The sequence below is a fragment of the Streptomyces tremellae genome, from assembly GCF_039540215.1.
GTDB lineage: Bacteria > Actinomycetota > Actinomycetes > Streptomycetales > Streptomycetaceae > Streptomyces > Streptomyces tremellae.
In genome coordinates this window covers 152,855-178,887 of record NZ_BAABEP010000003.1, presented here as the reverse complement: position 1 = coordinate 178,887, position 26,033 = coordinate 152,855, and the positions used below count along the sequence as shown (strand labels likewise).

Here is a 26,033-nt window from a genome sequence, read left to right as displayed (position 1 = left end):
CGTCGCCGACGACGTGCCGTCATCACGCACACCGCACGGAGCAGACACCCCGCACGGCACGGCGCCGCCCGCCGTACCCCGCAGGAACAGCGCACGCCCGCACCGCACCTGAGCGGCCGCCCCCGCACGCGGCGGGGCGCGCGGCACCGCGCCCCGCCCGCCACAACCACGCCGTCCCTGCGCCCGCCGCGCCGCGCGCCGCCGCGGCCACCTCCACCTGCATCCGCTCCATCCGCGAAAGGCCCGCCATGCCCGTCGAGTTCCTCGGCATCGCCGCGACCAACAACGGCTCCGAGACGGAGGCCCGTACGGGCGCCGCCTTCGACAAGGACTACACACTGCGGCTCGCCCGCGCCCACGAGGAACACGGCTGGGACCGGGTCCTGTTCGCCTACGGCTCGGGATCGCCCGACCCGGCCCCCGCCGCCGCGTACATCGCGAGCCGGCTCGACACGCTGAAGATCCTGCTCGCGCACCGGCCGAACGTCTCGTACCCCACCTTCGCGGCCAAGACCTTCGCCACGCTCGACCAGATCAGCGAGGGCCGTCTCACCGTCCACTTCATCACCGGCGGCAGCGACCACGAGCAGGGCAGGGAGGGCGACACCCTCACCAAGGACGAGCGCTACGGCCGCACCCGCGAGTACATCGAGATCGTCAAGAAGATCTGGACGACCCGCGAGCCCTTCGACCACGAGGGCGAGCACTACCGCTTCCACGACTTCGTCAGTGACGTCTTCCCCGTCCAACAGCCCCGCCCCGGCGTCTCGTTCGGCGGCTCCTCGCCCGCCGCGCTCGCCGCGGGCGGCGCCGAGGCCGACATCTACTGCCTGTGGGGCGAGCCCCTCGCGAAGACCGCGGAGCAGATCGAGGCGGTGCACGCCGCCGCACGGGCCGCCGGCCGCACCACCCCGCCGCGCATCCAGGTCGCGTTCCGGCCGATCATCGCGCCCACCGAGGAGCTGGCCTGGGAGAAGGCGCACCGCACCGTCGCGGCGATCAAGGAGCGGCGCGCGAACGGCGACCCCGTGCTGTCCAGGCGCCACCGCACCAGCGCCCCCGAGAACACCGGTTCGCAGCGGCTGATCGCCATCGCCGAGTCCGGTGAGCGCTTCGACCGGGCCCTGTGGACCCCGACCGCCGCCGCCACCGGTGGCGCCGGCAACTCCAACGCCCTCGTCGGCACCCCCGAGACCGTGGCGCAGGCACTCCTCGACTACTACGACCTCGGCGTCGACATCCTCTCCGCCCGCGGCTACGCCCTGCTGGACGACGCGATCGACTTCGGCAGGTACGTCATCCCGCTGGTGCGCGCCGAGGTCGCCAAGCGCGACGCGGAAGGCCGGGCCCGCGGCCCCCAGACCCTGGCGGAGGCCGGCTGATGCCCGCCCAGGACCGCACCAGGCCGCGCGCCCCGCGCCCCCGCGCGCTCCTCGCCCTCACGGGCGCCGCCGCCCTCCTGCTGCCCGCCCTCGCCTCCTGCGGCGAAGGACCCGCGGGCTCGGGGCCGGGCGCCGGCGGGGCCGCGGGCGCCGCCTCACCGGCTCCCACGGGCGACGTCCTCGCGGCCGTGGGGAAGAAGCCCGCCCTCACCAAGCTGCTGCCCGCGGAGATCCGCGCCCGCGGCACGCTCCGCATCGCCTCCTCGGTCGGCGCCCCGCCCTCCGCCTACTTCCCCGACGCCTCCGCCAAGCAGCCCGTCGGCCTCGACATCGACATCGCCGACGCCGCGGCCAAGGTGCTCGGCGTCCGCCTGGTGCGCCAGGAGGCCGGCTTCGACGCGATCCTGCCCGCGCTCGGCAGCGGCAAGTACGACCTCGGCACCGGCAACTTCGGTGTCACCGACGAGCGCCGCAGGACCATCGACTTCGTGACGTACATCAACGACGGCCAGGGCTTCGCCGTCAGCAAGCAGAACACCGGCCAGAAGAAGATCACCAGCCTGCTCCAGCTGTGCGGCAAGAACGTCGGCGTCGGCGCGGGCACCACCTTCGAGGCCACCCTCAACGCGCGGAAGGCCCAGTGCGGCAGGGCCGGCAAGAAGCCGTACCAGGTCAAGGTGTACTCCGACAACGGCTCCGCGCTCACCAGCCTCCAGCAGGGCCGCATCGACATCACCATGTCCACCATCAACGGCCTGCGCTACCAGGCGTCGCAGCCCGCCGCAGGCGTCAGGTTCCTGGGCGAGTTCCAGCGGCTCGACGTCGGCTTCGCCCTCAAGAAGGGCTCGCCGCTCGCCAAGCCCCTGAAGGCGGCCGTCGACGAGCTGATCGCCGACGGCACGTACGCCAGGATCCTCGACAAGTGGGGCGTCAGGGGCTCGGCCATCCGCCACTCGCAGATCAGCCCGCCGGAACTGGCGGCCGAGCACCCCGCAGCGGCACGGTAGGAGACACACATGGCCACCTCCGCACCGCCCGCGGTCGCCCAGCTGATGGTCGACGTGCACGGCGTGCACAAGAAGTTCGGCTCCCTGCACGTGCTGCGCGGCGTCGACCTCAAGGTGCCGCCCGGCGGCGTCACCGTCGTGCTCGGCCCCTCGGGCTCCGGCAAGTCGACCCTGCTGCGCACCATCAACCACCTGGAACGGGTGGACCGCGGGTACGTCAGCGTGGACGGCGAACTGATCGGCTACCGCCGCTCGGGCGACGCGCTGCACGAACTGCCGGAGCGCGACGTGCGCAGGCAGCGGCGGCAGATCGGCTTCGTCTTCCAGAACTTCCACCTCTTCCCCCACCTGACCGTGGTGGAGAACATCATCGAGGCGCCCGTGGCCGCCCTGCGCAGGCCCCGCAAGGACGCCGTCGAGACTGCCCGCAGGCTGCTGGCGCGCGTCGGCCTCGCCGACAGGGCCGACGCCTATCCGCGCCAGCTCTCCGGCGGGCAGCAGCAGCGCGTCGCCATCGCACGGGCCCTCGCCCTCGAACCGAAGGTGATCCTCTTCGACGAGCCGACCTCCGCGCTCGACCCCGAACTCGTCGGCGAGGTGCTCGACGTCATCAGGGACCTGGCGCGCGGCGGCACCACCATGGTGGTCGTCACCCACGAGATCGGCTTCGCCCGAGAGGTCGCCGACACCGTCGTCTTCATGGACGGCGGCACGGTCGTCGAACAGGGCCCGCCGTCGCAGGTGCTCGACCACCCGCGCCACGACCGCACCCGCGCGTTCCTCGCCAAGGTGCTCTGAGCGCGCGGGGGCCGCCGTCGCACCGGCCTCCGCGCCCGCCCGCACCCGTGGTGAGCCGCCGCCCCTGTGCCCGCCCGCGCTCGCCGTGAGCCGCTCGCCCCGTCCCCGCCCGCCGTCCCGGAGCCGCCATGAAGTTCTCCGTCCTGACCATCGTCAGCCACGCGCCCCACCCCGTCACCGGCGAACTCCGGTCCGCCGCGGACCGGCTGGCCGACGTGGTGGAACTCGGCACCGAGGCGGAGCGCCTCGGCTTCGACGCCTTCGCCGTGGGGGAGCGGCACGCGGGCGCGTTCCTCTCCTCCAGCCCGACCGTGCTGCTCGGCGCACTGGCCGCCCGCACCAGCCGGATACGGCTGCTGACCGGGGTCACCGTCGTGGCCATCCTCGACCCGGTGCGCGTCGCCGAGGACTACGCGACCCTCGACCAGCTCTCCCGTGGCCGTGTCGAACTCGTCATCGGCAAGGGCGCGGAGGCCGGCCACTTCTCCCTGTTCGGCCTCGACGAGTCACTCCAGTGGGAGTACCAGGCAGAGAAGTACGAGCTGCTGCGGCGGCTGTGGCGCGAGGAACACGTCGACTGGGACGGCCGGTTCAGGCCGCCGCTCAAGGGCGTCACCACCGTCCCCCGGCCCTACGCGGGACCCCCGCCCGTCTGGCACGGCTCGGCGACGAGCCTCAACTCGCCCGAACTCGCCGCACGCCACGGCGATCCGCTGTTCACCGCCAACGCCATCCAGCCGCGCGAGGCGTACGCGCGCCTCATCCGCCACTACCGCGAGAAGTTCGAGGAGTACGGCCACGACCCGGCGGACGCCCATGTCGCCGCGGGCTCCGGCGGCCTGTACATCGCGGACACCACCGAGCGCGCCATCGCCGAGTACGGGCCCCTCTACGAGGCCCGCGTACGGCAGAACTTCAAGCCGCACCTGGCGGGTCGCGCCGGGTACAACACGCCGTTCCGCACCATCCGGGACGCCGTCGAGGACGGGCCCCAGCTCATCGGCAGCCCGCAGCAGGTCATCGACAAGATCCTCGGCTACCGGGAGGCGTACGGGCACGACCTCCAGTCCGTCTCCGTGGACGGCTTCGGCCTCGGGCTCGCCGCGCAGCGCGAGCAGCTCCAGCGGTTCGCCGAAGAAGTCGCGCCCGTCGTGCGCCGCGAGGCGCCCACCACGCTGTGGGCCGCCCCCTGACACCCGCGCCCGGCGCGCCCGCTCCCTGAGGGCCAGCGGCTCAGCGCGCGTACGCACCGCGCGGGATCAGCGCGGCCCGTTTCGCGTCCCGCGTCCCGCACCCCGCGTGGTGGCGGCGTGCGATGCCGTCCAGGTCGGGCGCGCCGCCGAAGGCAGGATCGCCCGCGAGCCGCCGTGCGTACGCCCACAGGCGCGGATGGTCCGCGACGCGGCGCGCGAGCGCCTCACCGAGATGCGGCAGGTGCACCCTGTCGAGCATCAGCAGCGTGACCCAGGCGTGCACGTCCGCCGTGGAGAGCTCGGCCCCCAGCAGGAACGGGCCCTTGCCGAGCCGGTGTTCGAGATCGTCGAGCGCGCCGAGCAGCGTGCCGGCGGCGGCCTGGTCCGCCCCGGCGCCGCCCGCGCGCGCGGCCGCCCCCTCGACGTCCCGGTCGCACAGCCCGGCCAGGGCGTCGATCTCCGTGGCCGCCGCGCACGGCCGCAGCGACCGGTTCCCTTCACCGAACCGCGCGGCGAGGTCCCGCACGATCTCCGGGGCGTACGTGCTGACGACACGGCCCGCCCAGGTGTCGCTGAGCACGGGCGCGGCGGACGGCCCGGGATGCTGGTGCGAACTGGCCTCGTACAGGCCGTCGAGCGCCGCGTACCCGCCGTCGGGGCGGTCGGGCACGGGCGGCAGCAGGGTCATGGGCACGGTCTCGGCGAGGCCGAGCACGCTGTGGGTGACGGCGATCCGCAGACAGTGCGGACAGGTCGCCGACAGGTAGAGGCGGTAGCGGCGCGGCACGGCGTAGTGCCCGTAGCGCGGGTCGGTGCCGATCCGGCCGCGCATCGGCGGAACGGCGGCCGGCAAAGCGGCGGAGGCGGCGGACACGGGCATGGCGGTGGCCATGCCGGGAAATCCCGAAAAGGCGTTCGCGGTGGCGGACATGCGTCTCCCTGCGGTCCTGGGGTGGTGGTGCGGCGGAGCGCTCGTGGCACACGGACGCGCGGGAGGCGCGGGAAGGCGCCCGCCCCGGGGCCGTGTCGTACGGGATCAGACGGAGGGGCGGACGGCGCTGCAGACACGCAGCAGGTCGATGTGGCGCCGGGAGGTGAGCAGGGGAAGCGCGAGGACGGCAGCGGCGGCAGCCGCCCGACCGGTCCGCGTCCCTGAAAGCCTCATGCCCACCCGCCTGTTCGCCGGTTCGTGCCATGAGTCTCTGTCGGCCCACGGGGGGCGTCAAGAGGTGTTTCACCAGATGGCCTGAGCCGTGCGCCGCCCGGCGGCACGCACCGGCCTGGCGCCCGCCCCCGCGCGCCGTGGCCTCAGGCGCCGTCCGACCGGGCCGCCGCGCGCCGCGCCCGCCGTTCCGCCGCCCGCCGGTGCCGCTCCTTGTCACGCGGGGTCACCGGTTCGAGGGCCGGGACGGCGTGCGGCGTGCCGTCGGCGTCCACCGCGACGAACGTGAGGTGCGCGGTGACGACCTCGGTGCCGGGGCCCGAGGTGTTCCAGCGCTCCGCGGTGACCCGCACGCCCACGTCCATCGAGGTGCGGCCCGCGTACTCGACCTGCGCGCTCACCGTGAGCAGGTCGCCGACCCTGGCGGGCGCGAGGAAGCTCATGCCGTCCACGGAGGCGGTGACGGCGGGACAGCCCGCGTGCCGGGCGGCCGCGGCGCCCGCCGCGTCGTCGACGAGCTTCATCACGACGCCGCCGTGCACGGTGCCGTACAGGTTGGTGTCGTGGGCGGACATGATGTGGGCGAGCGTGACCGTGGATTCAGCCGGGGTCTTCTTGTCGTCCATCGTCTCTCTCTGCCGGTGGTGGTCCGGGTTCTCCTGCCGGTGGCGGACCCGCCGGATGCGCGGCCCGCGGCGTCCCTGCCGGGCCGCGGGTCGCGGCCCCTCCGTCCAGTCTCCCAGCGCCCCGCCGGCCCGGCGCCGCCGCCCCGCCCGCCGCGGGCCCACCCGTCAAGCGGCGCGCCGCGTGCGGCGCGGTCACGAGGCGCTCGCCGCACGGCGGTCGATGGCGGCGCGCTCGGGCATGGACGACGACGCGCCGTGCCGCTCGACGGAGAGCGCGGACGCGGCCGTCGCCCAGGCCAGCGCGTCCGCCGCGGGCCTGCCCTCGCCCAGCGCGACGGCGAGCGCCCCGACGAAGGTGTCGCCCGCCGCCGTCGTGTCCACGGCCCGCGTCCGCCGCGCGGGTACCGCGAGCGGCTCGGCGCCCCGCCGGGCGTACAGGCAGCCCCGCGCGCCCAGCGTCACCACCACCTCGGGCACCCGGCAGAGCAGCGCGCGGGCCGCGTCGCGCGGGTCGTGGGAGCCGGTGAGGGCCGCCGCCTCGTGCTCGTTGGGCACCAGCAGGTCCACCAGCGAGAGCAGCTCGTCGGGCAGCGACCGTGCGGGCGCGGGCGTCAAAACCGTGCGCACCCCGTGGGCGCGAGCGGCCCGCAGCCCCGCGAGCACGCCGTTCAGCGGCAGTTCGAGCTGGAGCAGCAGCACGTCCGCCGCCGCCACCACGCGCTCGTCCGACGCGGTCAGCGAGGTCACGGAGGCGTTGGCGCCCGGCACCACGACGATCGCGTTGTGCCCCTCGCCGTCGACGACGATGTGCGCCGTCCCGCTCGCGCCCTCCACCGTGCGCAGCGCCTCCGTCCGCACCCCCGCGCCGCTGAGGACGGCACGCAGCCGTGGCCCGAAGTCGTCGTCGCCGACCGCGCCGATCATGGCGACGTGGCCGCCCGCGCGGGCCGCGGCCACCGCCTGGTTTGCGCCCTTGCCGCCCGCGACCGTACGGAACGACTCGCCGGTGACCGTCTCGCCGAGGCCCGGCGCGACACGCGTGTACGCGACGAGGTCCATGTTGGTGCTGCCGAGCACCGCGATCCTGGCGCGCGGGCGTCCGGCTGCGGGTGTGCTGTTCACGGGGAGGCCTCCTGGGTCCTGCGTACGGGGGTGTCTGTTCCCAGGATTCCCGGTGGTCACGTGTTTCCTGTGTTTCCGGCGTCCTCAGCGTTCCGCACGTCCCGCGCAATCTCTGTGTTCTCTGTGTTTTCCATGTGTCCCGGGGCCGTCGGCGTGCCGAAAGCCGGACGGAACTCCAGGGCGGCGGTGCGGCTCGCCGGTGTGTCGAAGCCGATGCCGTCGAGCCCGGCGAGGGCGCAGCGCCCTGTCCCGGGGACTGCCGGGTACGGGCGGCGGCAGCTGCCGCACGCCGTGCGGCACGGTGAGGGACGCGGGGCCCAGGGGGTGGTCGTCGAGGGCGGGGAGGGCGGATGGTGCGCTCATGCCGTGCCGTTCCTGGTGCGTGGTGCCGTGCGGGAGGTGACCGGGACGGGCCGCCGGCGGCTGGGCGGTCGGTGCGGGCCGTCGGCGGCTCAGTCCCGGTAGCGGTCGAATATCCGGTTGCCGTCCCCGACCAGCTGCTCGTGCAGCTCGCCGAGGCCCGTGGCGCCCCTGTAGTACTGCTGGAACGCGGGTGTGGCGATCTTGTCCTTCCATTCGGGGCAGCCGCGTATCGCGAGCACCGGGGAGGGCGTCAGGCGCCGGGCCACCGCGACGCCGGTCGCCCAGCCGTCCTCCGCCGCGGTGAGCGACGGATCCCGCAGCGCCGCGTCCCCGGTCGGCACCAGCCAGTCGCCGCGCGCCAGTCGGACGAGGTGCGGGTCCTGGGTGAGGAAGGCGATGGAGGCGGCCGCCTCCTCCGGGTGTCGGACGGGCGGGCGGGGCCCGTCAGGGCGCGGGCGTGCCGAGCGAGGAGCGCAACTGCCGCGTGGCGCGCGGCATGTTCCACCCCAGGGCGCCGGTGACGACCCCGTCCTCGTGGTAGAGGGCGGTGAACCTCCCCTCCTGCGGGGCGCCTTCGACGACGGTCAGCACGGCCGCGTCCGTCCACGAGCCGTACGCCTGGATCTTCACGTCGTACTGGTCGGTCCAGAAGTACGGCACCGGCGCGTACGGCGTCCCCCTGCCGAGCAGGGTGCGCGCGGCGGCGACCGCCTGCTCGGTCGCGTTCATCCGGTGCTCGACCCGCAGCCGCCGCCCGCCGAGGCCCGGGTGCGGCCAGCTGGCCACGTCCCCGGCGGCGACCACACCGGGCGCAGCCCTGCACAGCTCGTCGCAGTCCACGCCGTTGGCGAGGGAGAGGCCGCTGCCCGCGAGCCAGTCGGTCGCGGGCACGGACCCGATGGCGACGAGCACCACGTCGGCGTCGAGGACGGCGCCGTCGGTCAGCGTCACGCCCGTCACCCGGCCGTCCTCGCTGTTGAGACCGGTGACTCCGGTGCCGGTGCGGACGTCGACCCCGTGGGCGCGGTGCAGGTCGGCGAGGAGGCCGCCCACCCGCGGCCCGAACTGCCGCACCATGGGCGCGGGCAGCGGGTCGACCAGCGTCACGGCGAGCCCGAGCGTGCGGGCCACCGCCGCGGTCTCCGCGCCGAGGAAGCCGGCGCCGACGACCACCACCGAGGACCCGGCGAGCAGCCCCGCGCGCAGGGCGAGCGCGTCGTCCGCGGTGCGCAGCAGGTGCACACCCGCCAGGTCATGGCCGTACGGCAGGGGTCGCGGCACGACGCCGGTCGCCAGCACCAGGCCGTCGTAGCCCAGGCGTTCGCCGTCCCCGAGCACGAGCGTGCGGCCCGCGACGTCGAGGGAGGCCGCGGGCACGCCGAGCCGCCAGGCCACGTCGGGCGCCGCGGGCAGATCGACCCGCTCGGGCGCCCACCGGCCGTCGAGGACCTGCTTCGACAGCGGCGGCCGGTCGTACGGCATCCGCTCCTCGGCGCCGACGACGGTGATCCTGCCGTCGAACCCCTCGCGGCGCAGGGTCAGCGCCGCGGTGTTGCCCGCGGCCGAGGCGCCGACGACCACGACCTCGCGCAGGCTCATGACGCGTCCGCCGCGCGGCGGGGCGCGCTGCCGGTGCGCCGGGGCGGGCGGGGGCCGGGAAGTCCCGGGCCTGAGGGGAGTGCCGGGCGCGGTGCGTCCTGAGGGGCGTGGGGTATGCGCATGGGGCGGAGTCCTTGTCCGTGGGTGCCGGAGCCGACGGTGATCACTCCCGTCCCGGATTACCACGCCGCGGGGGAGGGGCGCCAGAGCGCCTCCGCCCGCCGGCCGCCCGGCCCGGGGACCGGCGGGCGGGGCGCCGGCCCCGGACCCGCCGTCCCACCAGGTCAGTTGGCCGGTGGGAAGTACGAGTCGTCCACGATCTCCGTCAGGTCGAGCCTGGAGACGCCCGGCGTCTTCGCGAGCGCGTCCTTGGAGGTCTGGAGCTGCGCCGTGGTCGGCGTGGGCCGGGCGGGCAGCACCTCCTTGGCGAAGTACTCCCAGGTCTCCTTGAGCGCCTTCGGGTCGCTGATCTTCAGGTGCTTCGACAGCTCGCCCTCCGCGTACTTCTCGTCGGACTTCTCGCGGGCGATGGCCTGGCTGAGCGCCGTCATGAACTTCTTGATCTGGCCCTTGTGGCTCTTGGCGTACGCCGTGGTGGTCGCGAGCCCGACGTTCGAGGTGGGGATGTGCTGCTTCGCGAGGTCGAGGATGCTGTGGTAGCCGGCGGCCTCGATCTGTGTGGAGGCCGGCGGGTGGGAGAGCGCCGCGTCCACACTGCCCGCGATGAGCGCGTTGTTGACGTTGGTGACCGAGCCGAGGGACACCAGGCGCACGTCCTTGGGCGTCAGGCCCAGCTGCTTCAGCGCCGCGAGCGTCGCCACGTACACGGAGCCGCTGCTCGTGGTGATGCCGACGCGTTTGCCCCTGAGTTCGGCCGCGGTCCTCGCCTTCGTGTAGAACTGGTAAGGGAACACCGGTGTCAGCGTCGCGAGGTAGTTGACCTGCGCTCCCGACGCGGCGCCCGAGATCATCTCGGACGCGCCGATGGACGCCATCTGCGTCTGGCCCGAGATCAGCGCGGGGAACCCGTCGGAGCCGCTGAGGCTCGTCAGGGAGACGTCGAGGCCCTGCTTCTTGAACAGGCCCGAGTCCACGGCGATCCACAGCGGCAGCTGGTCCGCGACGAGCTGGCTGTAGCTGACCGTCATCTTGGCCGTGCCTCCGGTGCCGTCGCCCGCGCCGGCCGCGTCCACGCCGGGCGCGCACGCCGACACGGCGAGGGCCAGGGCGCCCGTGGCCGCGGCGAGTCCGTAGGTCGTGCGCCGTGAGCCGCGCCGTCCGCCGTGCTTCGTGGTGTCGCGCATCGTGCCTCTTTCGGGTTCGGTCGTGCGTCAGTCGGAGGGGTTGCGCCAGGAGTCGAAGTGCCGCTCCACGCGCTGGAGCAGGGCGTTGAGGGTCACACCGGTGAGGGCGAAGATGAAGAGGCCCGCGAAGACGACGGAGGTCTGGAACTGCTGGCCCGCGTTGTTCATCAGCATGCCGACGCCCGCCTGCGCGCCGCTGAGTTCGGCGACGAACACACCGATCAGCGCCTGGCCGACGGCGAGCCGCAGGCCGCTGACGATGAAGGGGACCGTGCCGGGCAGGGCGATGGTGCGGAAGATCTGGAGGTCGGTGCCGCCGAAACACCTGGCGACGCGCAGCACCGCGGGGTCGAGGTTCTGCACCCCGCTCGCCGCGTTGATCAGGATCGGGAACACCGCCATCAGGAAGACGATCATGATCTTCGAGGAGTCGCCGATGCCGAGCCAGATGATCAGCAGCGGGGTCAGGGCGATGCGCGGAGTGGCGTAGAGGAAGCTGACGAACGGGCTGAGGATCCAGGAGAGTTTGCGGTACCAGCCGATCAGCATCCCGATCGGCAGCCCCACCACGGCGGCGAACACCAGGCCGAGCAGGAGCTCGCGCCCGCTGGTGAGCAGGTCCGTCCAGATGGCGCTCGTGCTGAAGAGGTTCTGGAAGGCGGTGATGACGTCCCCCGGGCCCGGCAGGACGATCGCGGGCCGCACCCGCAGCAGCGCGAGAACCTCCCAGACCGCGAGGGCGACGACGACGGCGACGGTGCCGTACACGTACTTGAGGTGGGGTCGCCGCCTGGTGCGGACGGGGCGCGCGCCCGGCAGGGGTTTCGGCGGCTCGACGCGTGTGGTGACGGCCATGTCAGGCGGCTCCTCCGTTCGCGGCGGCGGCGTCGGGCCGGCCCGACGCCGCACCGTGCAGGGTGTCGGAGATGTCCTCCACCAGCGCCTGGAACGCGGGGAGTTTGCGGATTTCCTGGCCGCGAGGCCGGGGCAGCGGTACGTCGATCTCCCGGACGATGCGGCCGGGCCGCGGGCTGAACACGCACACCCGGTCCGACAGGAACGCGGCCTCGGTGATGTCGTGCGTGACGAACAGCGCGGTCACACTCTTCTCGGCGCAGATGCGGGCGAGCTCCACCTGCATGACCTCGCGCGTCTGCGCGTCGATGGAGGCGAAGGGCTCGTCGAGCAACAGTACTTCGGGTTCGACCGCGAGGGCCCTCGCGAGGTTGACCCGCTGCTGCATGCCGCCGGAGAGCTGTCCCGGGTGCCGGTCGGCGGCGGCCGAGAGGCCCACCAGGTCGAGCAGGTCGCGGGCCCGCTCACGCGCCTCGGCCCGCTTGACGCGCTTGCCGAGTTCGAGACCGTAGGTCACGTTGTCCAGCACGCTGCGCCACGGCAGCAGGCTCGCGTGCTGGAACACCATGGCCCGGTCGGGTCCGGGGCCGGGTACGGCGCTTCCGTCGACGGTCAACGAGCCGCCGGTGATCGGCAGGAACCCCGCGACGGCGTTGAGGAAGGTGGTCTTGCCGCAGCCGGAGGGACCGACGATGCAGACGAAGTCCCCCTTGTGCAGTGTGAGATCGACCCGGTCGACGACGGTGCCGGACCCCGGCTCCTCGGCGGAGCCCGGCTTCCGGTAGTCGACGATGACGCCGGCCGCCCGCAGGTGGGCGGGGCGAAGTCCCTGGTCCGCGCCGTGCTGTGACGCCTCTTCGACAAGACCTGACCGCGGCGTCGAGTCCTGCGGGGAGCGATGGGTGCTGGGAGACATGGCGCTGGAGTCTAGGTCTGAACATCAGACCATGCAATGGATACGCACCCTTGAAATGGTCAGACGGTTAGCCCCAATATCGGGACCACCACTGCGAGTCGCCCGACCGGCCCGGCACAGGGGCCGAGGCACTAGAGGAGGACCACCGTCATGCCGAATCACCCCAGCGATGTCATCCAGAGCGATCTGCGCAGCTTCATCGAGGCCGTCGACGACGGCGGTGAGCTGGAGGTCGTCTCGGGTGCCCACTGGGACAAGGAGATGGGCGCGGTCACCGAGGTGCTCTACCGGCAGAAGGTGGAGAAGTCCCCGATGCTGGTGTTCGACAAGGTGCCCGGCTACCCGGACGAGAACCGCTGCCTCTACGGCATGTTCGGCTCCCCACTGCGCCTGGCGCTCGCGCTCGGCATGGAGCCGGGCATCTCCGCGAGCCGCGCCGACATGCTCACCAGCTTCCGCAAGGTCATCAAGAAGGGGTTCAACCAGATCCCCCCGAAGACCGTCGCGGAGGGCCCGGTCCTGGAGAACGTCGTCAGCGGCGACGACATCGACCTGCTGTCGATGTTCCCCGTTCCCGTGCACCACGAGCTCGACGGCGGCCGGTACATCGGCACGGCCTGCGGCGTCGTCACCCGCGACCCCGACACCGGCCGCGTCAACCTCGGCACCTACCGAGTCCAGGCCAAGGGCAAGAACACCTGCGCGTCGTACATCTCCAACGGCAAGCAGGGCCGCATCCACCGGGACAAGTACCTTGCGGTGGGCAAGCCCTGCCCCGTCGTCATCATCGTCGGCATGGACCCCGTCACCTACCTCGCCTCCGGCTACACCCTCGCCGACGGCGTGCCCGAACTCGACTGGTGCGGCGGCCTGCTGGGCCGGCCGCACGAGGTGATCGAGGGCGAGGAGACCGGGCTGCCGTTCCCCGCCCGCTCGGAGATCGTCCTGGAGGGCGAGATCCTGCCGACCGAGATCACCGAGGAGGGCCCGTTCGGCGAGTGGCACGGCTACTACGCGGGCGAGGCCAAGGACGAGCCCGTCATCCGCATCAACCGCGTCTACCACCGCAACGACCCCATCCTCACCTGCGCGGCCAGCCAGAAGCCCCCGCACGCCCACCTCTTCGAGCGCTGCTTCCTGCGCTCCGCCGCGCTGCTGGACTCCCTGGAGGGCGCGGGCGTGCCGGACGTGGTGAGCGCCTGGACCCACCAGGCGGGCTCGGGGCGCACGTTCGTGGTGGTCTCGGTCAAGCAGCGCTACTTCGGCCACTCCACCCAGGTCGGCCTGGTCGCCTCCCAGGTCAACCCGGTCGGATACGTGGGCCGGTGGATCGTGGTGGTCGACGACGACATCGATCCGAGCGACATCCACGACGTCATATGGGCGATGGGCACCCGGTGCGATCCGAAGACCATGACGACCACACTGGACCGGACCTGGTCGTCCCGGCTCGACACACTGGTCACCGACTACGACCGGCTCTACAACTCCCGCATGGTGATCGACGCCTGCATCCCCTACGAGCGCCGCGACACCTTCCCCACGGTCGCCCAGACCTCCCCGGAACTGGCCGCGGACGTCCGCGCCAAGTACCCGCACCTGTACCGGTGACCGGCCCCGCACGCGAGCGCGCCGGGGCGAACGGCGCCAAGCAGCGCCTCGTCGTCGGCGTGTCCGGTTCGAGCGCGCCCCAGCTCGCGGTGAAGTTCCTCGAACTCGCCCGCGAGCTCGGCACGGTCGAGACCCACCTCGTCATGTCGCAGGGCGCCAGGCTCAGCATCGAGCTCGAACTGCGCAAGGACCCCGCCGAGGTGGAGAAGCTCGCGGACGTCGTCCACGACCCGCGCGACCTCGGCGCGGCCGTCTCCTCCGGCTCCTTCCCCACCCTCGGCATGGTCGTGGTGCCCTGCTCGATGCGTACCCTGGCCGCGATCGCCACCGGTAACTCCGACAACCTGGTGGCACGCGCCGCCGACGTCACACTCAAGGAGCGCCGCCCCCTCGTGCTGGTGGCGCGCGAGACCCCGCTCAACTACATCCACATCGAGAACATGAAACGGGTGACACTGGCGGGCGGCACGATCCTGCCGCCGGTGCTGTCCTTCTACCACCAGCCGCGGACCGTCGACGACCTGCTGGGGCAGGTGTGCGGGAAGGTCCTCGACCAGTTCGGCATCGCCAACGACGCGTACCGCCGCTGGACCGGCTGACCCGCGGACGGCACACCCCCGCACGGCCACGGGGCCGCCACCGCACCGCGGCGGCGGCCCCCGCGCGTGCCACAATGCCCACGTGAGCGACGACATCTCCCCCCTCGTGGCCCAACTCGGCCTCCAACCGCACGTCGAGGGCGGCTGGTTCCGCGAGACCTGGCGTACCGGCCCCACCGCGACCCCCGACGGCTACCCCGGCCCGCGCGCGTACGCGACGGGCATCCACTACCTCCTCCACCCCGGCGAGCGCTCCCGGTGGCACCGGGTGCGCTCCGACGAGCTGTGGCTGTGGCACGGCGGCGGCCCGCTGCGCCTGCGCCTCGGGGGCACCGGTGAGACGCCGGAGGAGCACACCGCGCCCCTGCTCGGCATGGCCGTCGCGGACGGCGAGCTCCCGCAGGTCCTGATCCCCGCGGGGGAGTGGCAGGCGGCGGAACCCGCGGGGAGCGAGCCGGTCCTCGTGTCCTGCGTGGTCGCCCCCGGCTTCGACTTCGCCGACTACTCCGAGTACGCGGGCGACCCGGCCTGACCGCGTCCGCCCCGGCCCCTGCCGGGGCGGACACCCCCGTACGGGCCAGTCCAGGGCGCGCGCCGGACCGCACGCCACTGGAATGGCAGGATGACGGCCGCACCGCACGACTGCCTCGCCCGCAACGAGTGGATCTGCGGCACCTACCTCTCCACCCGTCGCCACGTACTCGCCGACGCCGTCGTGCAGCACCTCGAACTCACCGCGGCCTCCGTCGGCATCGCCCTGGTCATCGCGGTACCGCTGGCGCTCGCGGCCCGCCGCAGGCGCTGGGCCGCGGGACCCGTCCTCGGCGTCACCACCGTGCTGTACACCATCCCCTCGCTCGCGATGTTCTCGCTGCTGCTCCCGCTCTACGGCCTGTCCGCCTCGCTGGTCGTCGCCGGGCTCGTCCTCTACTCGCTCACCCTGCTCGTACGCAACATCCTCGCCGGGCTGCGGGCCGTGCCCGAGGAGACCCGGCAGGCCGCACGCGGCCTCGGCTACGGGCCCTGGCGGCTGCTGTTCACCGTGGAGCTGCCACTCGCGCTGCCCGCGGCCATGGCCGGGCTGCGCATCGCCACGGTCTCCGCGGTCTCCCTCGTCACCATCGGCGCGATCGTCGGCCACGGCGGTCTCGGCAACCTCATCTACGCGGGCATGAACACCTTCTTCAAGGCCCAGGTGCTCACCGCGTCCGTGCTCTGCGTGGCCATCGCCGTCGCCGCCGACCTGCTGCTCCTCGGCGTGCAGTGGCTGATCACACCGTGGGTGAGGAGGCAGCGCCCATGACCGTCCTCGCGCACTCCTGGACCTGGCTCACCAGCGCGGACCACTGGAGCGGACCCGACGGCATCGGGCACCGGCTCGTGGAGCACCTCTGGCTCACCGCGGCCTGCCTGGCGCTCAGCTGCGCCCTCGCCCTGCCCGTCGCCCTCGTCCTCGGCCACCTCGGCAGGGGCGGCGCGCTCGCCGTCAACATCTCCAACGCGGGCCGGGCCGTCCCCACCTTCGCCGTCCTCGTGCTCCTGCTGCTCACCCCCATCGGCTCGTACGGGCAGTGGCCCACCGTCATCGCGCTCGTGCTGTTCGCGGTGCCGCCGCTGCTCACCAACGGCTACGTGGGGATGCGCGGTGTCGACCCGGATGTCGTACGGGCCGCCCGCGGCATGGGGATGACGGGGAGCCAGCAACTGCTGCGGGTGGAGCTGCCGCTCGCCCTGCCGCTGATCCTCACCGGCGTGCGGATCGCAGCCGTCCAGCTCATCGCGACCGCCACCCTCGCCGCCCTGGTCGGCGGCGGCGGACTCGGCCGCATCATCACCGCGGGCTTCAACCTCGCCTCCACACCGCAGGTGGTCGCGGGCGCCGTCCTGGTCGCCGTCCTCGCGCTCCTGGTGGAGGGCGCCTTCGCGCTCGTGCAGCGGCTGGCCGGCAGACGTGGCGGGGGCGAGGCCGCATGAGCCGCGCCTCGCGCCCGCCCGCGCGGCCCGCCCCGCGCCCCGCCCACCGCCGCCCGCTGCTCGCCGCGCTCGCCGTCCTCCTCCTCGCGGGCTGCGCCACAGGACCGTCCCTGGAGAACCAGGGCCAGGTCACCGCGCCGCCCGGCGACGCCACCCACCTCACCATCGGGTCGGCCGGCTTCACCGAGAGCGACCTGCTCGCCCAGATGTACGCGGTCCTCCTCGGCCACGCCGGCTACCACACCCGCATCCTGTCGGTCACCAACCGCGAGATCTACGAACCGGCCCTGGAGAGCGGCCAGATCGACGTCGTACCGGAGTACGCGGCGACCTTCGCCGACTGGCTGAACGCCAAGGCGCACGGACCGGACGCCAGGCCGGCCGGCGCCCCCAGCCTCACCCGCACCATGGCGGCGCTGCGCCCGCTCGCCGCCCGCCGCGGCCTCACCGTCCTCGCGCCGGGCCGCGCCGTCGACCAGAACGCCTACGCCGTCCCCCGCGCCTACGCCGCCCGCCACCGCCTGCGCACCCTCGGCGACCTCGGCAGGTCCCGCCTGCCGGTGCGCCTCGCGGCGGGCGACGAGTGCGCCACCCGTCCCTACTGCGCGCCCGGCCTGCGCAGGACATACGGCATCCGGCTCACCGGCATCGACCCCACCGGCATCGGGACCACCCCGTCCAAGCGCGCCGTGCAGCGCGGCCGGGACCAGATGCTCGTCACCACGACCACCGACGCCACCCTCGACGACTTCGGACTCGTCATCCTCCGCGACGACCGGCACCTCCAGAACGCCGACCACGTCGTGCCCGTCGTCAACCGCGCACGCGCGGGCGGCGCCAGGATCGCCGCCGTGCTCGACCGCCTCGGGCGCGTCCTGACCACCGCCGACCTCGCCTCCCTGAACGAGCAGGTCGACAGCTGGCGCAGGCTGCCCGAGGACGTCGCGCGCCGCTACCTGGAGTCCAAGCGGCTGGTCCCGGCGCGCTGACCGCGCGCAGGCCGTGCCGAGCTCAGGCCGTCAGCCGCGCCGGGAGCCACCTGAGCTGCACGGCCTCCTGGTACGGTCCGCCGCCCTCGTGCCCGTTGAAGTCGTACACCTCGATCGACTTGTCGGCGCTCCCGTACGCGTTGAACGCGGCGAACACCGTCGACGGCGGACACGTCTGGTCCTCAAGCGCCGTCGAGAAGAGGGCCGGCGCCCGGCCGCGCGCCGCGAAGTGCACCCCGTCGAAGTACGAGAGCGTCTCGCGCACCCGGTGCGTACGGCCCCGGTAGGTGCTCAGGTACGCGCCGATCTCCCGGTACGGCGGCCTGTCGGTGAGCGTGATGGCGCGCGGGAAGTCGCACAGGAACGGCACGTTCGGCGCGACCGCCGCCAGATCGTCCACCAGGCCCGCGACCGCCAGGGTGATGCCCCCGCCCTGGCTGGTGCCGGTGACGGCCGTGCGCGCCGCGTCCGCCAGCGGATGCGAGCGCGCCGCCTCCACGGCCCGCACCCCGTCCGCGAGCAGCCGCCGGTAGTAGTAGTCCTCCGGGCTCTCGACGCCCCTCGTCATGAACCCGGGGAACGCGGAGGCGCTGCCCACGGGATCGGGCGTGTCGCCGCCGCCCCACGCCCCGCCCTGGCCCCGCGTGTCCATCACGAAGTGCCCGAAGCCCGCCGCCGCCCACAGCAGGTGCGTGTGCGGGAGGCCGCGCCCGCCGCCGTATCCGAGGTACTCCACCACCACGGGGACCGGCTCCCGCACCCCGGCGGGCAGCACGAACCAGCCCTTCACGGGGTGGCCGCCGAAGCCCGAGAAGGCCACGTCGAACACGTCCACCGCGGCAAGGCCCGTGTCCACCGGCTCGAAGCGGGCGTCCAGGGCGTGCGCCCGCGTCTCCGCCAGCGTCCGCGCCCAGAAGTCGTCGAAGTCGGCCGGCTCCCGGGACGCGCTGCGATACGCGCGCAGCCGGTCGAGGTCCAGGTCGAACAGGGCCATCGGGCACCACCTTGATCTCCGTGAGAGGGGGGTCGTGAGAGAGGGGCGGGGACACCGTACGTTCCCGGGGAGCGGGCCCGGGAACGCGGCCCCGGCGGAACCCACCGGCCGCCCGGCAACCCTGCACAGTGCCCCCGGCCCGCCACGGCGCGGCCGCAGCGACCGCGTCACCGCTTCCAGGGGGACCAGGACCAGGCGGCCACGGCGTGCGGCCTCGGCGAGGCCGCACCGCCCCCGGCGGGCCACAGGGGCCCGGTGGTCCTGCGGGCGGCCGACGTGGACCGGTGCGCCGCCCCGGTCGCCACGCGCGGCGCGGGACCCGTCCACGGGCCCGCGCCCGTGAAGGACAGGACGCCCGTCACCCCTTCGCAAACCCCGAGGGCAGCACCGGCGGACTCGGCAGTGGCTCGCGCCACGCGGCTGAGCCGCCGCGCGCCGGGCCCGCTCAGGCGTCGGACACCGAAGAGAAGTCGACCTCGCCGCGCGGCACGCCCCGCGCGTCCGCGTCCACGGACCTGCGCAGCGCCTCGTGGAGCCTGGCCGGGGTCAGCACCCCGGCGAAGCGGTCCCCTTCGAGCACCGCGACCCATCCCGCGTCGTGCTGGAGCATCTCGCCGAAGGCCCGCTTCAGCGGCGCGCCGAGCGCCACCCACGCCTCCATCCGGCGCGCGAGGCCGCCCACCAGGGCCGCGCTGCCGGCCGCGTCGAGCTCCCGCGCCGCGACCCAGCCGTGCAGGGCCCCGTCCGCGCCGAGCACCACCGCCCACCGCGCGCCGGAGCCCCGCAGCCGCGCCGCGACGGCCCCGGCGGGTTCGTCCACCCGGGCGACGGGCGGCTGTTCGAGGTCCGTGGCCTCCACCGCCGTCACGGAGAGCCGTTTCAGCCCCCGGTCGGCGCCGACGAACTCCGCGACATAGTCGGAGGCGGGCGTGCCGAGCACCGCGGCCGGCGTGTCGAACTGGGCGACGCGCCCCTGCCCGTACACGGCGATCCGGTCGCCAATCCGCACCGCCTCCTCGATGTCGTGCGTCACCAGCAGCACGGTCTTGCGCACGGCCGCCTGGAGGGCGAGGAACTCGCTCTGCAGCCGCTCCCGCACCACCGGGTCCACCGCGCCGAACGGCTCGTCCATCAGCAGCACCGGCGGGTCGGCGGCGAGCGCGCGCGCCACCCCGACCCGCTGCCGCTGGCCGCCCGAGAGCTGCCCCGGATAGCGGGGACCGTACGTATCGGGGTCGAGCCCCACCAGTTCGAGCAACTCCGCCGCCCTGGCCCTGGCCCGCCGCCGCGACCAGCCGGCCAGCAGCGGCACCGCGGCTGCGTTGTCGAGGACCGTGCGGTGCGGGAAGAGGCCGCCCTGCTGGATCACGTAGCCGATGCCCCGCCGCAGCCGCACCGGATCCGTGCGCGCGACGTCCTCACCGCCCACCAGGATCCGCCCCGACGTGGGGTCGGTCAGCCGGTTCACCATCATCATCGTGGTCGTCTTGCCGCACCCCGAGGGACCGACCAGGGTGACGAGTTCGCCCTCGCGCACCTCGAAGGACAGCCCGTCGACGGCGGTCGTGCCGTCCGGATACACCTTGCCGACCTGCTCGAAGCGGATCACGTCTCCACCGTAGGAGGCCCCGGCCCCGGCCGCCGCTTCTCGACAGGCGCAGACGCGGCGACCGGGTGACAATGGAGGCGGGGAGAGGGGCGCCGCTGCGCGCGGCGCGGGATCCCCTCCCCGCCCGCGTCGCCGCGTCCAACGGTGCACGGCTCGTACGGCGAACGGGAACGACCGACCATGCTGGAAGGGGTAGAGATGCTGCTGCCCGACCGACACCTGGTCGCCGACCTGCTGGGCCGCTACCGGGCATGGGAGCGGCTGGTGCTCGCCGACCCGCACGACGACGCCGCACGGCGCCGCTTCGAGGACGTGGCCTACACCCTCTGCGTCCTGATGGGCCAGCGCACGGCGCGCGAGGCGATCCTCAAGGCGGAGTCCTACCTCCGCCACATCCGCCCCGTACCGCTGTTCGCCGAGGTGGAGGGCGGCCGCGCCTGACACCGCCCCCGCACCGCCCTGCCAGGAGCCCCGCGCACACCGCGCGGGGCTCCGGCGCGTCTGGCCCTTCCGTCGGGGTTTCCGGCTTCCCCCAGATGCAAGCGACCGCTTAGTATGCGCCGGTACCGCCCATCGTGTGTGGAGGCCCGAATGCAGGCATGGCACGTGCACAGCAACGGCGAGCCGAAAGAGGTCATGCGGCTCGCCGAGACCGAGCCGCCGGAGCCGGGACCCGGGCAGGTCAGGGTCGCCGTACGCGCGGCGAACGTGAACTTCCCCGACGCCCTGCTGTGCCGAGGCCAGTACCAGATCAGGCCGCCCCTGCCCTTCACGCCCGGCGTGGAGATCTGCGGCAGGACCGAGGACGGCCGCCGCGTCATCGGCACCGTCGCGCTGCCGCACGGAGGCTTCGCCGACCACGCGCTCGCCGACGAGGCCGCCCTGCTGCCCGCGCCCGCCTCCCTCGACGACGCGCAGGCCGCGGCCCTGCACATCGGCTACCAGACGGGCTGGTTCGCCCTGCACCGCCGCGCCCATCTCCAGGCGGGCGAGACCCTCCTCGTCCACGCGGCGGCCGGGGGAGTGGGCAGCGCGGCCGTCCAGCTCGGCAGGGCGGCGGGCGCCCGCGTCATCGGCGTCGTCGGCGGCCCGGCGAAGGCCGGGACCGCCCGCGCGCTCGGCTGCGACCTCGTACTCGACCGGCACACCGACGACATCGTCGCCGCCGTCAAGGACGCCACCAAGGGGCGCGGGGCCGACGTCGTCTTCGACCCGGTCGGCGGCGACGCCTACGCGAAGTCCGCCAAGTGCGTGGCCTTCGAGGGCCGCATCGTCGTCATCGGCTTCACCAGCGGCCACATCCCCGCCCCCGCCCTCAGCCACGCCATGGTGAAGAACTACTCGGTCCTCGGCCTGCACTGGGGCCTGTACGCGGCGAAGGACCCCGCCGCCGTGGCCCGCTGCCACGACCGCCTCACCGACCTGGCGGACCAGGGCAGGATCGCCCCGCTCGTCAGCGAGCGCGTCGCCCTCTCCGGCGCCGCGGACGCCGTGCAGCGCGTCGCCGACGGCACCACCACGGGCCGCGTCGTCGTCATGGCGGAAGGAGCCGCGTGATGCCGGCCGCAGCCACCCCGCCAGGCGCCGAGGACCTGCGCGCCCGCACCCGCCGCCTGCTCGCCCAGCACCCGCCCGGGACCACCGCGCCCGCCGACTTCCTCGACGCACGCTTCGACGCCGGACTCGCCTGGGTGCACTTCCCCGAGGGCCTCGGCGGACTCGGCGCGCCCCGCGCCCTCCAGCCGGTCGTCGACGCCGAACTCGCCGCGGCCGGCGCACCCGACAACGACCCCCGCCGCATCGGCATCGGCCTCGGCATGGCCGCCCCGACCCTCCTGCAGTACGGCACCCCCGGGCAGCGCGAGCGCTTCCTCAAGCCGCTGTGGACCGGCCGCGAGGTGTGGTGCCAGCTGTTCAGCGAGCCGGGCGCGGGATCCGACCTGGCCGCGCTCGCCACCCGCGCCGTACGGGACGACGCCACGGGCGACTGGATCGTCAGCGGCCAGAAGGTCTGGACGTCCAGCGCGCACCTCGCGCGCTGGGCCATCCTGATCGCCCGCACCGACCCCGACGTGCCCAAGCACCGCGGCATCACCTACTTCGTCTGCGACATGACCGACCCAGGCGTCGAGGTGCGGCCGCTGCGCCAGATCACCGGCGAGGCCGAGTTCAACGAGGTCTTCCTCACCGGCGTCCGCATCCCCGACACCCACCGCGTCGGCGATGCCGGGGAGGGCTGGCGCGTGGCCCAGGCCACGCTCATGAACGAACGCGTCTCCATCGGAGGCGCCCCCGTCCCGCGCGAGGGCGGCATGATCGGGCCCGCGGCCGCCACCTGGCGCGAGCGCCCCGAACTGCGCACCCACGACCTCCACCAGCGTCTCCTCGACCTGTGGGTCGAGTCAGAGGTGACGCGCCTGGCCGGCGAGCGGCTGCGCCAGCAGCTCGCCGCGGGCCGCCCGGGCCCCGAGGGCAGCGGCACCAAGCTCGCCTTCGCCCGCCTCAACCAGGCCATCAGCGGCCTCGAGGTCGAACTCCTCGCCGACGAGGGCCTGCTGTACTCCGACTGGACGATGCGCCGCCCTGAACACGTCGACTTCACCGGCCGCGACGCCGGATACCGGTACCTGCGCTCGAAGGGCAACTCCATCGAGGGCGGCACCAGCGAAGTGCTCCTCAACATCGTCGCGGAACGCGTCCTCGGCCTGCCGCAGGAGCCGCGCACCGACAAGGACGTCGCATGGAAGGACCTGACGCGATGACAGGCGAGGACGCCCCCGCGGCCACCGGCGACCTGCTGTACACCCAGACCGAGGAGGACCTGCGCGCCTCGGTGCGCTCCCTGCTCGCCGACCGCGCCGACCCGGCCGCCGCCCTCGCGCGCGCCGAGTCGGGCGACCCCTACGACGCGGGCCTCTGGGACCGGCTGGCGGTCTCCGTGGGCGCGGCGGGCCTGCTCGTGCCCGAAGATCTGGGCGGCGCGGGCGCGACCCACCGCGAGGCCGCCGTCGTCCTGGAGGAGCTGGGCCGCGCGGTCACCCCCGCGCCCTTCCTCACCAGCTCCGTCGTGGCCACCGAGACCCTCCTCGGCTGCGACACAGGTCTGCCCGACGTGGCGGGACTCCTCACCGCGCTCGCCGCGGGCGCCTGCACCGCGGTGCTCGCGCTGCCGCTGACCACCGCGCCCTACGGCGACCCGCAGCCCGCCGGGGAGCGGGTACGGCCCGTCGCCGACGCGGTACGCGCCGACGTGCTCCTCGTACCGCGCGAGGACGGCCTCCACGCGGTCGAGGCCGCAGACCAGGCCGTCACCCGCACGCCGCTCACGCCCCTCGACCTGACCAGGCCGCTCGCCGAGGTCACCGTCGGACCCGGCGCCGGGCTGCGCCTCGCGGACGCCGCCACCGCCCGCGCCGCGGTGCGCCGTGGCCTGCGCGCCGGTGCCGGACTGCTCGCCTCCGAGCAGCTGGGCATCGCCGAGTGGTGCCTCGCCGAGACCGTCCGCCACACCGGGGAGCGCCACCAGTTCAACCGGCCGGTCGGTTCCTTCCAGGCGCTCAAGCACCGGATGGCGCAGCTCTGGGTCGACGTCGTCTCGGCCCGCGCGGCCGCCCGCAACGCCGCCGCCGCCCTCGCGGCGGACAGCCAGGAGGCCGACCTCGCGGTCGCCGTCGCCGGGGCCCACTGCGGCCGGGTCGCGGTGCGCGCCGCCGAGGAGTGCGTCCAGCTGCACGGCGGCATCGGCATGACCTGGGAACACCCCGCGCACCTGGCACTCAAGCGCGCCAAGGCGGACGAGGCGGCCTTCGGCACCGCGGGCCGCCACAAGGAGGCCATCGCCCGCCTCGTGGACCTGCCCGCCCCGACCGGCCCCCTGCCGTAGGGCGCGCCATCGCCGCACCGTAACGGCACACGGCCCGTCATCACCCGTACGGCGGACACGTCGTGCGGCCGGGCGGTGCTCCTCCTCCGCCACACTGGCGCCCATGCGCCGCGACACCCGTGCGGCGGAGGAGGGTGCACGATGGCGATCTCGGTCTCTCTGTTGCTGCTGCTCGCGGTCCTCGCGGTGGTCTTCATCCGCAGCGGCGGGCTGAAGATCTGGCACGCCGTGGTCTGCGTACTGCTGGGCTTCCTGCTGGCGAGCACCAGCATGGCGTCCACCATCGACCACGGGGTGTCCGCGACGGCCGACATGGTCAGCAGCATCCGGCCCTGAACGGACCGAGGGGCGGGACCGGGCGCGGTGCCCGGCCCCGCCCCTCGTGCGGTCAGACCGTCGCGACCCCGCCGACCAGCCGGTCCCCGGGGATGCCCGCCTTGTCGGGCGCGTAGTAGTCCCTGATGCCGGCCGCCCAGGTCGCGACCGGGACCCGGTCGTCCTCCGTCGGCCCGAACTCCTCGAACAGGGCGTGGATGTTCGGCAGCTGGAAGCCGATGGCCGTCATCAGCGCCACGAACACCGGACGCGTCACGAAGCCGTCTCCCGCCAGGTCGCCGAGGCCGGCCAGGGATGTCGCGAAGTCGTCGAGCGCCTCGTCGAACCGCTCGGGCGCGAGGACGCAGGCCGTGTACTCCTCGAAGCTGATCCGCCCGTCGCCGTTGGCGTCCAACTCGCGCTCCAGCGCCGACCAGTACGTGCCGAACGCCGCGACCATCGCCGCCTTCGCGTCCTCCTCCGCGTCCGGCACCGCCTGGACGACGCGGTCCGCCATGAGGTCGAAGTCGTTGGGTTCCAGGTATCCGTTGCCGTCCACGTCGAACAGCTCGAAGACGAGTCGGACCCGGTCGATCGCTTCCTTGCGCATGGTCTGTGGCCACCCTTCGTGAGACCCTGCCGGCCGCCCGGCGGCCCGCGGTCCCACTATGCGGAGGCCGCACGGCCCCCGGCGGCCCCGAGGCGCCGGTTCACCGGAAGGAATGAAGCGGTCGCCACCCGTGCATGATCGCCGCCCGACCCGCCCACCAGCGCCCCTCACCGGCCCGCCGCGGCTGCGCGCGGGGCCGGCGTCCGCGGGGCCCCGAGCGGCGCGCGGTCACACGCGCCGGGCGCACGGAGGGCGCACGTGCCCTCAGGCGCCGATCACCCGCGACCTGATGAGGAACCGGACGCCCTCGGGCGCTTCGAGCGAGAAGCCGCTGCCCCGCCCGCGCACCACGTCCACGATCAGTCGCGTGTGCCGCCACGCCTCGTACTGGCTCGCCGACATCCAGAACGGAACGGCCTCCGCGACGCCCTCGACCTCCAGCGACTGGAGCAGTACGTCGGAGCCGCCGGTGCGGAACTCCCCGGCGGGGAAGCACATCGGCGCGCTGCCGTCACAGCAGCCGCCCGACTGGTGGAACATGAGCGGCCCGTGCTGCGCGCGCAGCCGCCTGATGAGATCCGCGGCGGCGGGCGTCACCTCCACCAGGGGGACCCCGCGTGCCGTCTTCTGCTGATCCATGGTGCCGCCTTACTCCCGGACGGGCGGAACCCCACCGATTGTCCAGGACCGCCGTGCGGCGGTCCAGGGACCTGCACGCACCGGTCCGAGTCCGGCCGGCCTGAGCGCGCACCCGCCGGCCCGACCGGTACGCCGCGGCCCGCGCCCCCGGTCAGGGCCGTTCGGCCAGCTTCCCGATCCCGCCCGAGCGCAGCGCCGCGGCGATCCCGGCCGCGTCGGTCAGACCACGCTCCTCGATCTCGCGGGCGATGCTGCGCCGGTACACGGTCTCGAAGGTGCGGAACAGCTCCGCGCCGCTCACGTCGGCTTCTGCGGACACCCGGTCGACGATCCGGTCGCGCCAGAACTCGGGGGTGCGCGCGGCCTCCCGCAGGGCGGGGGAGGGCGTGTCGTCTGCGGGCTCGCTCATGCCCCGCATGGTACGGGGCGCCCAGGCCGGGAGGCGGTGGCGGCCCAGGCGGCTCGTTCGGATCACCGGGCAAA

At 74.1% G+C, this 26,033-nt stretch carries 28 protein-coding genes; 15 read left to right on the top strand and 13 right to left on the bottom strand.

Features of this window, described 5'->3' with window-relative positions; all coding sequences use genetic code 11:
- Nucleotides 1-248 precede the first annotated feature (248 nt).
- The 4 genes from ABEA77_RS04510 to ABEA77_RS04495 all read left to right on the top strand — a co-directional run bounded on the left by ABEA77_RS04510 (nt 249) and on the right by ABEA77_RS04495 (nt 4,380).
- The gene (locus ABEA77_RS04510; RefSeq protein ID WP_345641463.1) at nt 249-1,382 is read left to right on the top strand and encodes an LLM class flavin-dependent oxidoreductase; all 1,134 of its coding nucleotides are present in this window, start codon (nt 249-251) and stop codon (nt 1,380-1,382) included.
- A complete protein-coding gene (locus tag ABEA77_RS04505; RefSeq protein WP_345641461.1) occupies nt 1,382-2,389 on the top strand; it encodes an ABC transporter substrate-binding protein in 1,008 nt (335 codons plus the stop codon). Before ABEA77_RS04510 ends, ABEA77_RS04505 begins: the two co-directional genes overlap by 1 nt.
- A 9-nt stretch (nt 2,390-2,398) precedes the next feature.
- Nucleotides 2,399-3,187, top strand: coding sequence for an amino acid ABC transporter ATP-binding protein (locus ABEA77_RS04500; RefSeq protein ID WP_345641458.1), 789 nt, complete (start codon nt 2,399-2,401; stop codon nt 3,185-3,187).
- 128 nt (nt 3,188-3,315) lie between these two features.
- A complete protein-coding gene (locus ABEA77_RS04495) occupies nt 3,316-4,380 on the top strand; it encodes an LLM class flavin-dependent oxidoreductase (RefSeq protein ID WP_345641455.1) in 1,065 nt (354 codons plus the stop codon).
- Between the two features lie 40 nt (nt 4,381-4,420).
- Here ABEA77_RS04495 and ABEA77_RS04490 read toward each other — a convergent pair whose 3' ends face one another.
- From ABEA77_RS04490 to ABEA77_RS04455, 8 genes are all read right to left on the bottom strand, one after another.
- A complete protein-coding gene (locus ABEA77_RS04490; RefSeq protein WP_345641453.1) occupies nt 4,421-5,272 on the bottom strand; it encodes a glutathione S-transferase family protein in 852 nt (283 codons plus the stop codon).
- 416 nt (nt 5,273-5,688) lie between these two features.
- The gene (locus ABEA77_RS04485) at nt 5,689-6,168 is read right to left on the bottom strand and encodes an acyl-CoA thioesterase (protein WP_345641450.1); all 480 of its coding nucleotides are present in this window, start codon (nt 6,166-6,168) and stop codon (nt 5,689-5,691) included.
- Nucleotides 6,169-6,360: 192 nt separating this feature from the next.
- Entirely contained in the window at nt 6,361-7,290 is a 930-nt protein-coding gene (gene rbsK, locus ABEA77_RS04480; RefSeq protein WP_345641447.1) for a ribokinase, read from the bottom strand.
- A gap of 452 nt (nt 7,291-7,742) precedes the next feature.
- Complete coding sequence (locus ABEA77_RS04475) at nt 7,743-7,994, bottom strand: hypothetical protein (RefSeq protein WP_345641444.1); 252 nt, start codon at nt 7,992-7,994, stop codon at nt 7,743-7,745.
- 103 nt (nt 7,995-8,097) lie between these two features.
- Complete coding sequence (locus ABEA77_RS04470; protein ID WP_345641442.1) at nt 8,098-9,252, bottom strand: NAD(P)/FAD-dependent oxidoreductase; 1,155 nt, start codon at nt 9,250-9,252, stop codon at nt 8,098-8,100.
- A gap of 284 nt (nt 9,253-9,536) precedes the next feature.
- Nucleotides 9,537-10,556 (bottom strand): ABC transporter substrate-binding protein, encoded by a 1,020-nt coding sequence (locus ABEA77_RS04465; RefSeq protein WP_345641439.1) that lies wholly within the window; start codon nt 10,554-10,556, stop codon nt 9,537-9,539.
- 27 nt (nt 10,557-10,583) lie between these two features.
- Entirely contained in the window at nt 10,584-11,411 is an 828-nt protein-coding gene (locus tag ABEA77_RS04460; protein WP_345641436.1) for an ABC transporter permease, read from the bottom strand.
- Nucleotide 11,412: 1 nt separating this feature from the next.
- Complete coding sequence (locus ABEA77_RS04455; RefSeq protein WP_345641433.1) at nt 11,413-12,327, bottom strand: ABC transporter ATP-binding protein; 915 nt, start codon at nt 12,325-12,327, stop codon at nt 11,413-11,415.
- A 150-nt stretch (nt 12,328-12,477) separates the two neighbouring features.
- Between ABEA77_RS04455 and ABEA77_RS04450 the strand changes: the two genes are divergently transcribed.
- From ABEA77_RS04450 to ABEA77_RS04425, 6 genes are all read left to right on the top strand, one after another.
- Nucleotides 12,478-13,938: a UbiD family decarboxylase gene (locus tag ABEA77_RS04450; RefSeq protein WP_345641430.1), complete on the top strand. Its 1,461-nt coding sequence runs from the start codon at nt 12,478-12,480 to the stop codon at nt 13,936-13,938.
- Nucleotides 13,935-14,537: a UbiX family flavin prenyltransferase gene (locus tag ABEA77_RS04445; RefSeq protein WP_345641427.1), complete on the top strand. Its 603-nt coding sequence runs from the start codon at nt 13,935-13,937 to the stop codon at nt 14,535-14,537. Before ABEA77_RS04450 ends, ABEA77_RS04445 begins: the two co-directional genes overlap by 4 nt.
- 82 nt (nt 14,538-14,619) lie before the next feature.
- Nucleotides 14,620-15,069, top strand: coding sequence for a cupin domain-containing protein (locus ABEA77_RS04440; RefSeq protein ID WP_345641425.1), 450 nt, complete (start codon nt 14,620-14,622; stop codon nt 15,067-15,069).
- A 90-nt stretch (nt 15,070-15,159) separates the two neighbouring features.
- A complete protein-coding gene (locus ABEA77_RS04435) occupies nt 15,160-15,840 on the top strand; it encodes an ABC transporter permease (protein ID WP_345641422.1) in 681 nt (226 codons plus the stop codon).
- Entirely contained in the window at nt 15,837-16,511 is a 675-nt protein-coding gene (locus ABEA77_RS04430) for an ABC transporter permease (protein ID WP_345641419.1), read from the top strand. The genes ABEA77_RS04435 and ABEA77_RS04430 overlap by 4 nt, the downstream gene beginning before the upstream one ends.
- Nucleotides 16,508-17,500 (top strand): ABC transporter substrate-binding protein, encoded by a 993-nt coding sequence (locus ABEA77_RS04425; RefSeq protein ID WP_345641417.1) that lies wholly within the window; start codon nt 16,508-16,510, stop codon nt 17,498-17,500. Before ABEA77_RS04430 ends, ABEA77_RS04425 begins: the two co-directional genes overlap by 4 nt.
- Before the next feature lie 22 nt (nt 17,501-17,522).
- Here the strand turns inward: ABEA77_RS04425 and ABEA77_RS04420 are convergent, their stop codons facing one another.
- Together ABEA77_RS04420 and ABEA77_RS04415 are read right to left on the bottom strand one after the other, a co-directional pair.
- A complete protein-coding gene (locus ABEA77_RS04420) occupies nt 17,523-18,494 on the bottom strand; it encodes an acetylxylan esterase (protein WP_345641414.1) in 972 nt (323 codons plus the stop codon).
- A gap of 445 nt (nt 18,495-18,939) precedes the next feature.
- A complete protein-coding gene (locus tag ABEA77_RS04415; RefSeq protein ID WP_345641411.1) occupies nt 18,940-20,103 on the bottom strand; it encodes an ABC transporter ATP-binding protein in 1,164 nt (387 codons plus the stop codon).
- A 180-nt stretch (nt 20,104-20,283) separates the two neighbouring features.
- Here ABEA77_RS04415 and ABEA77_RS04410 point away from each other — a divergent pair, with 180 nt between their 5' ends.
- From ABEA77_RS04410 to ABEA77_RS04390, 5 genes are all read left to right on the top strand, one after another.
- Complete coding sequence (locus ABEA77_RS04410; protein WP_425588190.1) at nt 20,284-20,544, top strand: DUF5133 domain-containing protein; 261 nt, start codon at nt 20,284-20,286, stop codon at nt 20,542-20,544.
- A gap of 150 nt (nt 20,545-20,694) precedes the next feature.
- Nucleotides 20,695-21,660: an NADPH:quinone oxidoreductase family protein gene (locus ABEA77_RS04405; protein WP_345641408.1), complete on the top strand. Its 966-nt coding sequence runs from the start codon at nt 20,695-20,697 to the stop codon at nt 21,658-21,660.
- The gene (locus tag ABEA77_RS04400) at nt 21,660-22,865 is read left to right on the top strand and encodes an acyl-CoA dehydrogenase family protein (RefSeq protein WP_345641406.1); all 1,206 of its coding nucleotides are present in this window, start codon (nt 21,660-21,662) and stop codon (nt 22,863-22,865) included. Before ABEA77_RS04405 ends, ABEA77_RS04400 begins: the two co-directional genes overlap by 1 nt.
- The gene (locus tag ABEA77_RS04395) at nt 22,862-23,986 is read left to right on the top strand and encodes an acyl-CoA dehydrogenase family protein (RefSeq protein WP_345641654.1); all 1,125 of its coding nucleotides are present in this window, start codon (nt 22,862-22,864) and stop codon (nt 23,984-23,986) included. Before ABEA77_RS04400 ends, ABEA77_RS04395 begins: the two co-directional genes overlap by 4 nt.
- 141 nt (nt 23,987-24,127) lie before the next feature.
- Complete coding sequence (locus tag ABEA77_RS04390; RefSeq protein WP_345641403.1) at nt 24,128-24,322, top strand: hypothetical protein; 195 nt, start codon at nt 24,128-24,130, stop codon at nt 24,320-24,322.
- A 52-nt stretch (nt 24,323-24,374) separates the two neighbouring features.
- Here the strand turns inward: ABEA77_RS04390 and ABEA77_RS04385 are convergent, their stop codons facing one another.
- The 3 genes from ABEA77_RS04385 to ABEA77_RS04375 all read right to left on the bottom strand — a co-directional run bounded on the left by ABEA77_RS04385 (nt 24,375) and on the right by ABEA77_RS04375 (nt 25,959).
- Nucleotides 24,375-24,911, bottom strand: a complete 537-nt coding sequence (locus ABEA77_RS04385) for an EF-hand domain-containing protein (RefSeq protein ID WP_345641400.1) — start codon at nt 24,909-24,911, stop codon at nt 24,375-24,377.
- 264 nt (nt 24,912-25,175) lie between these two features.
- Nucleotides 25,176-25,550: a DUF779 domain-containing protein gene (locus ABEA77_RS04380; RefSeq protein ID WP_345641397.1), complete on the bottom strand. Its 375-nt coding sequence runs from the start codon at nt 25,548-25,550 to the stop codon at nt 25,176-25,178.
- A gap of 151 nt (nt 25,551-25,701) precedes the next feature.
- Nucleotides 25,702-25,959, bottom strand: coding sequence for a hypothetical protein (locus ABEA77_RS04375; RefSeq protein ID WP_345641395.1), 258 nt, complete (start codon nt 25,957-25,959; stop codon nt 25,702-25,704).
- Nucleotides 25,960-26,033 lie beyond the last annotated feature (74 nt).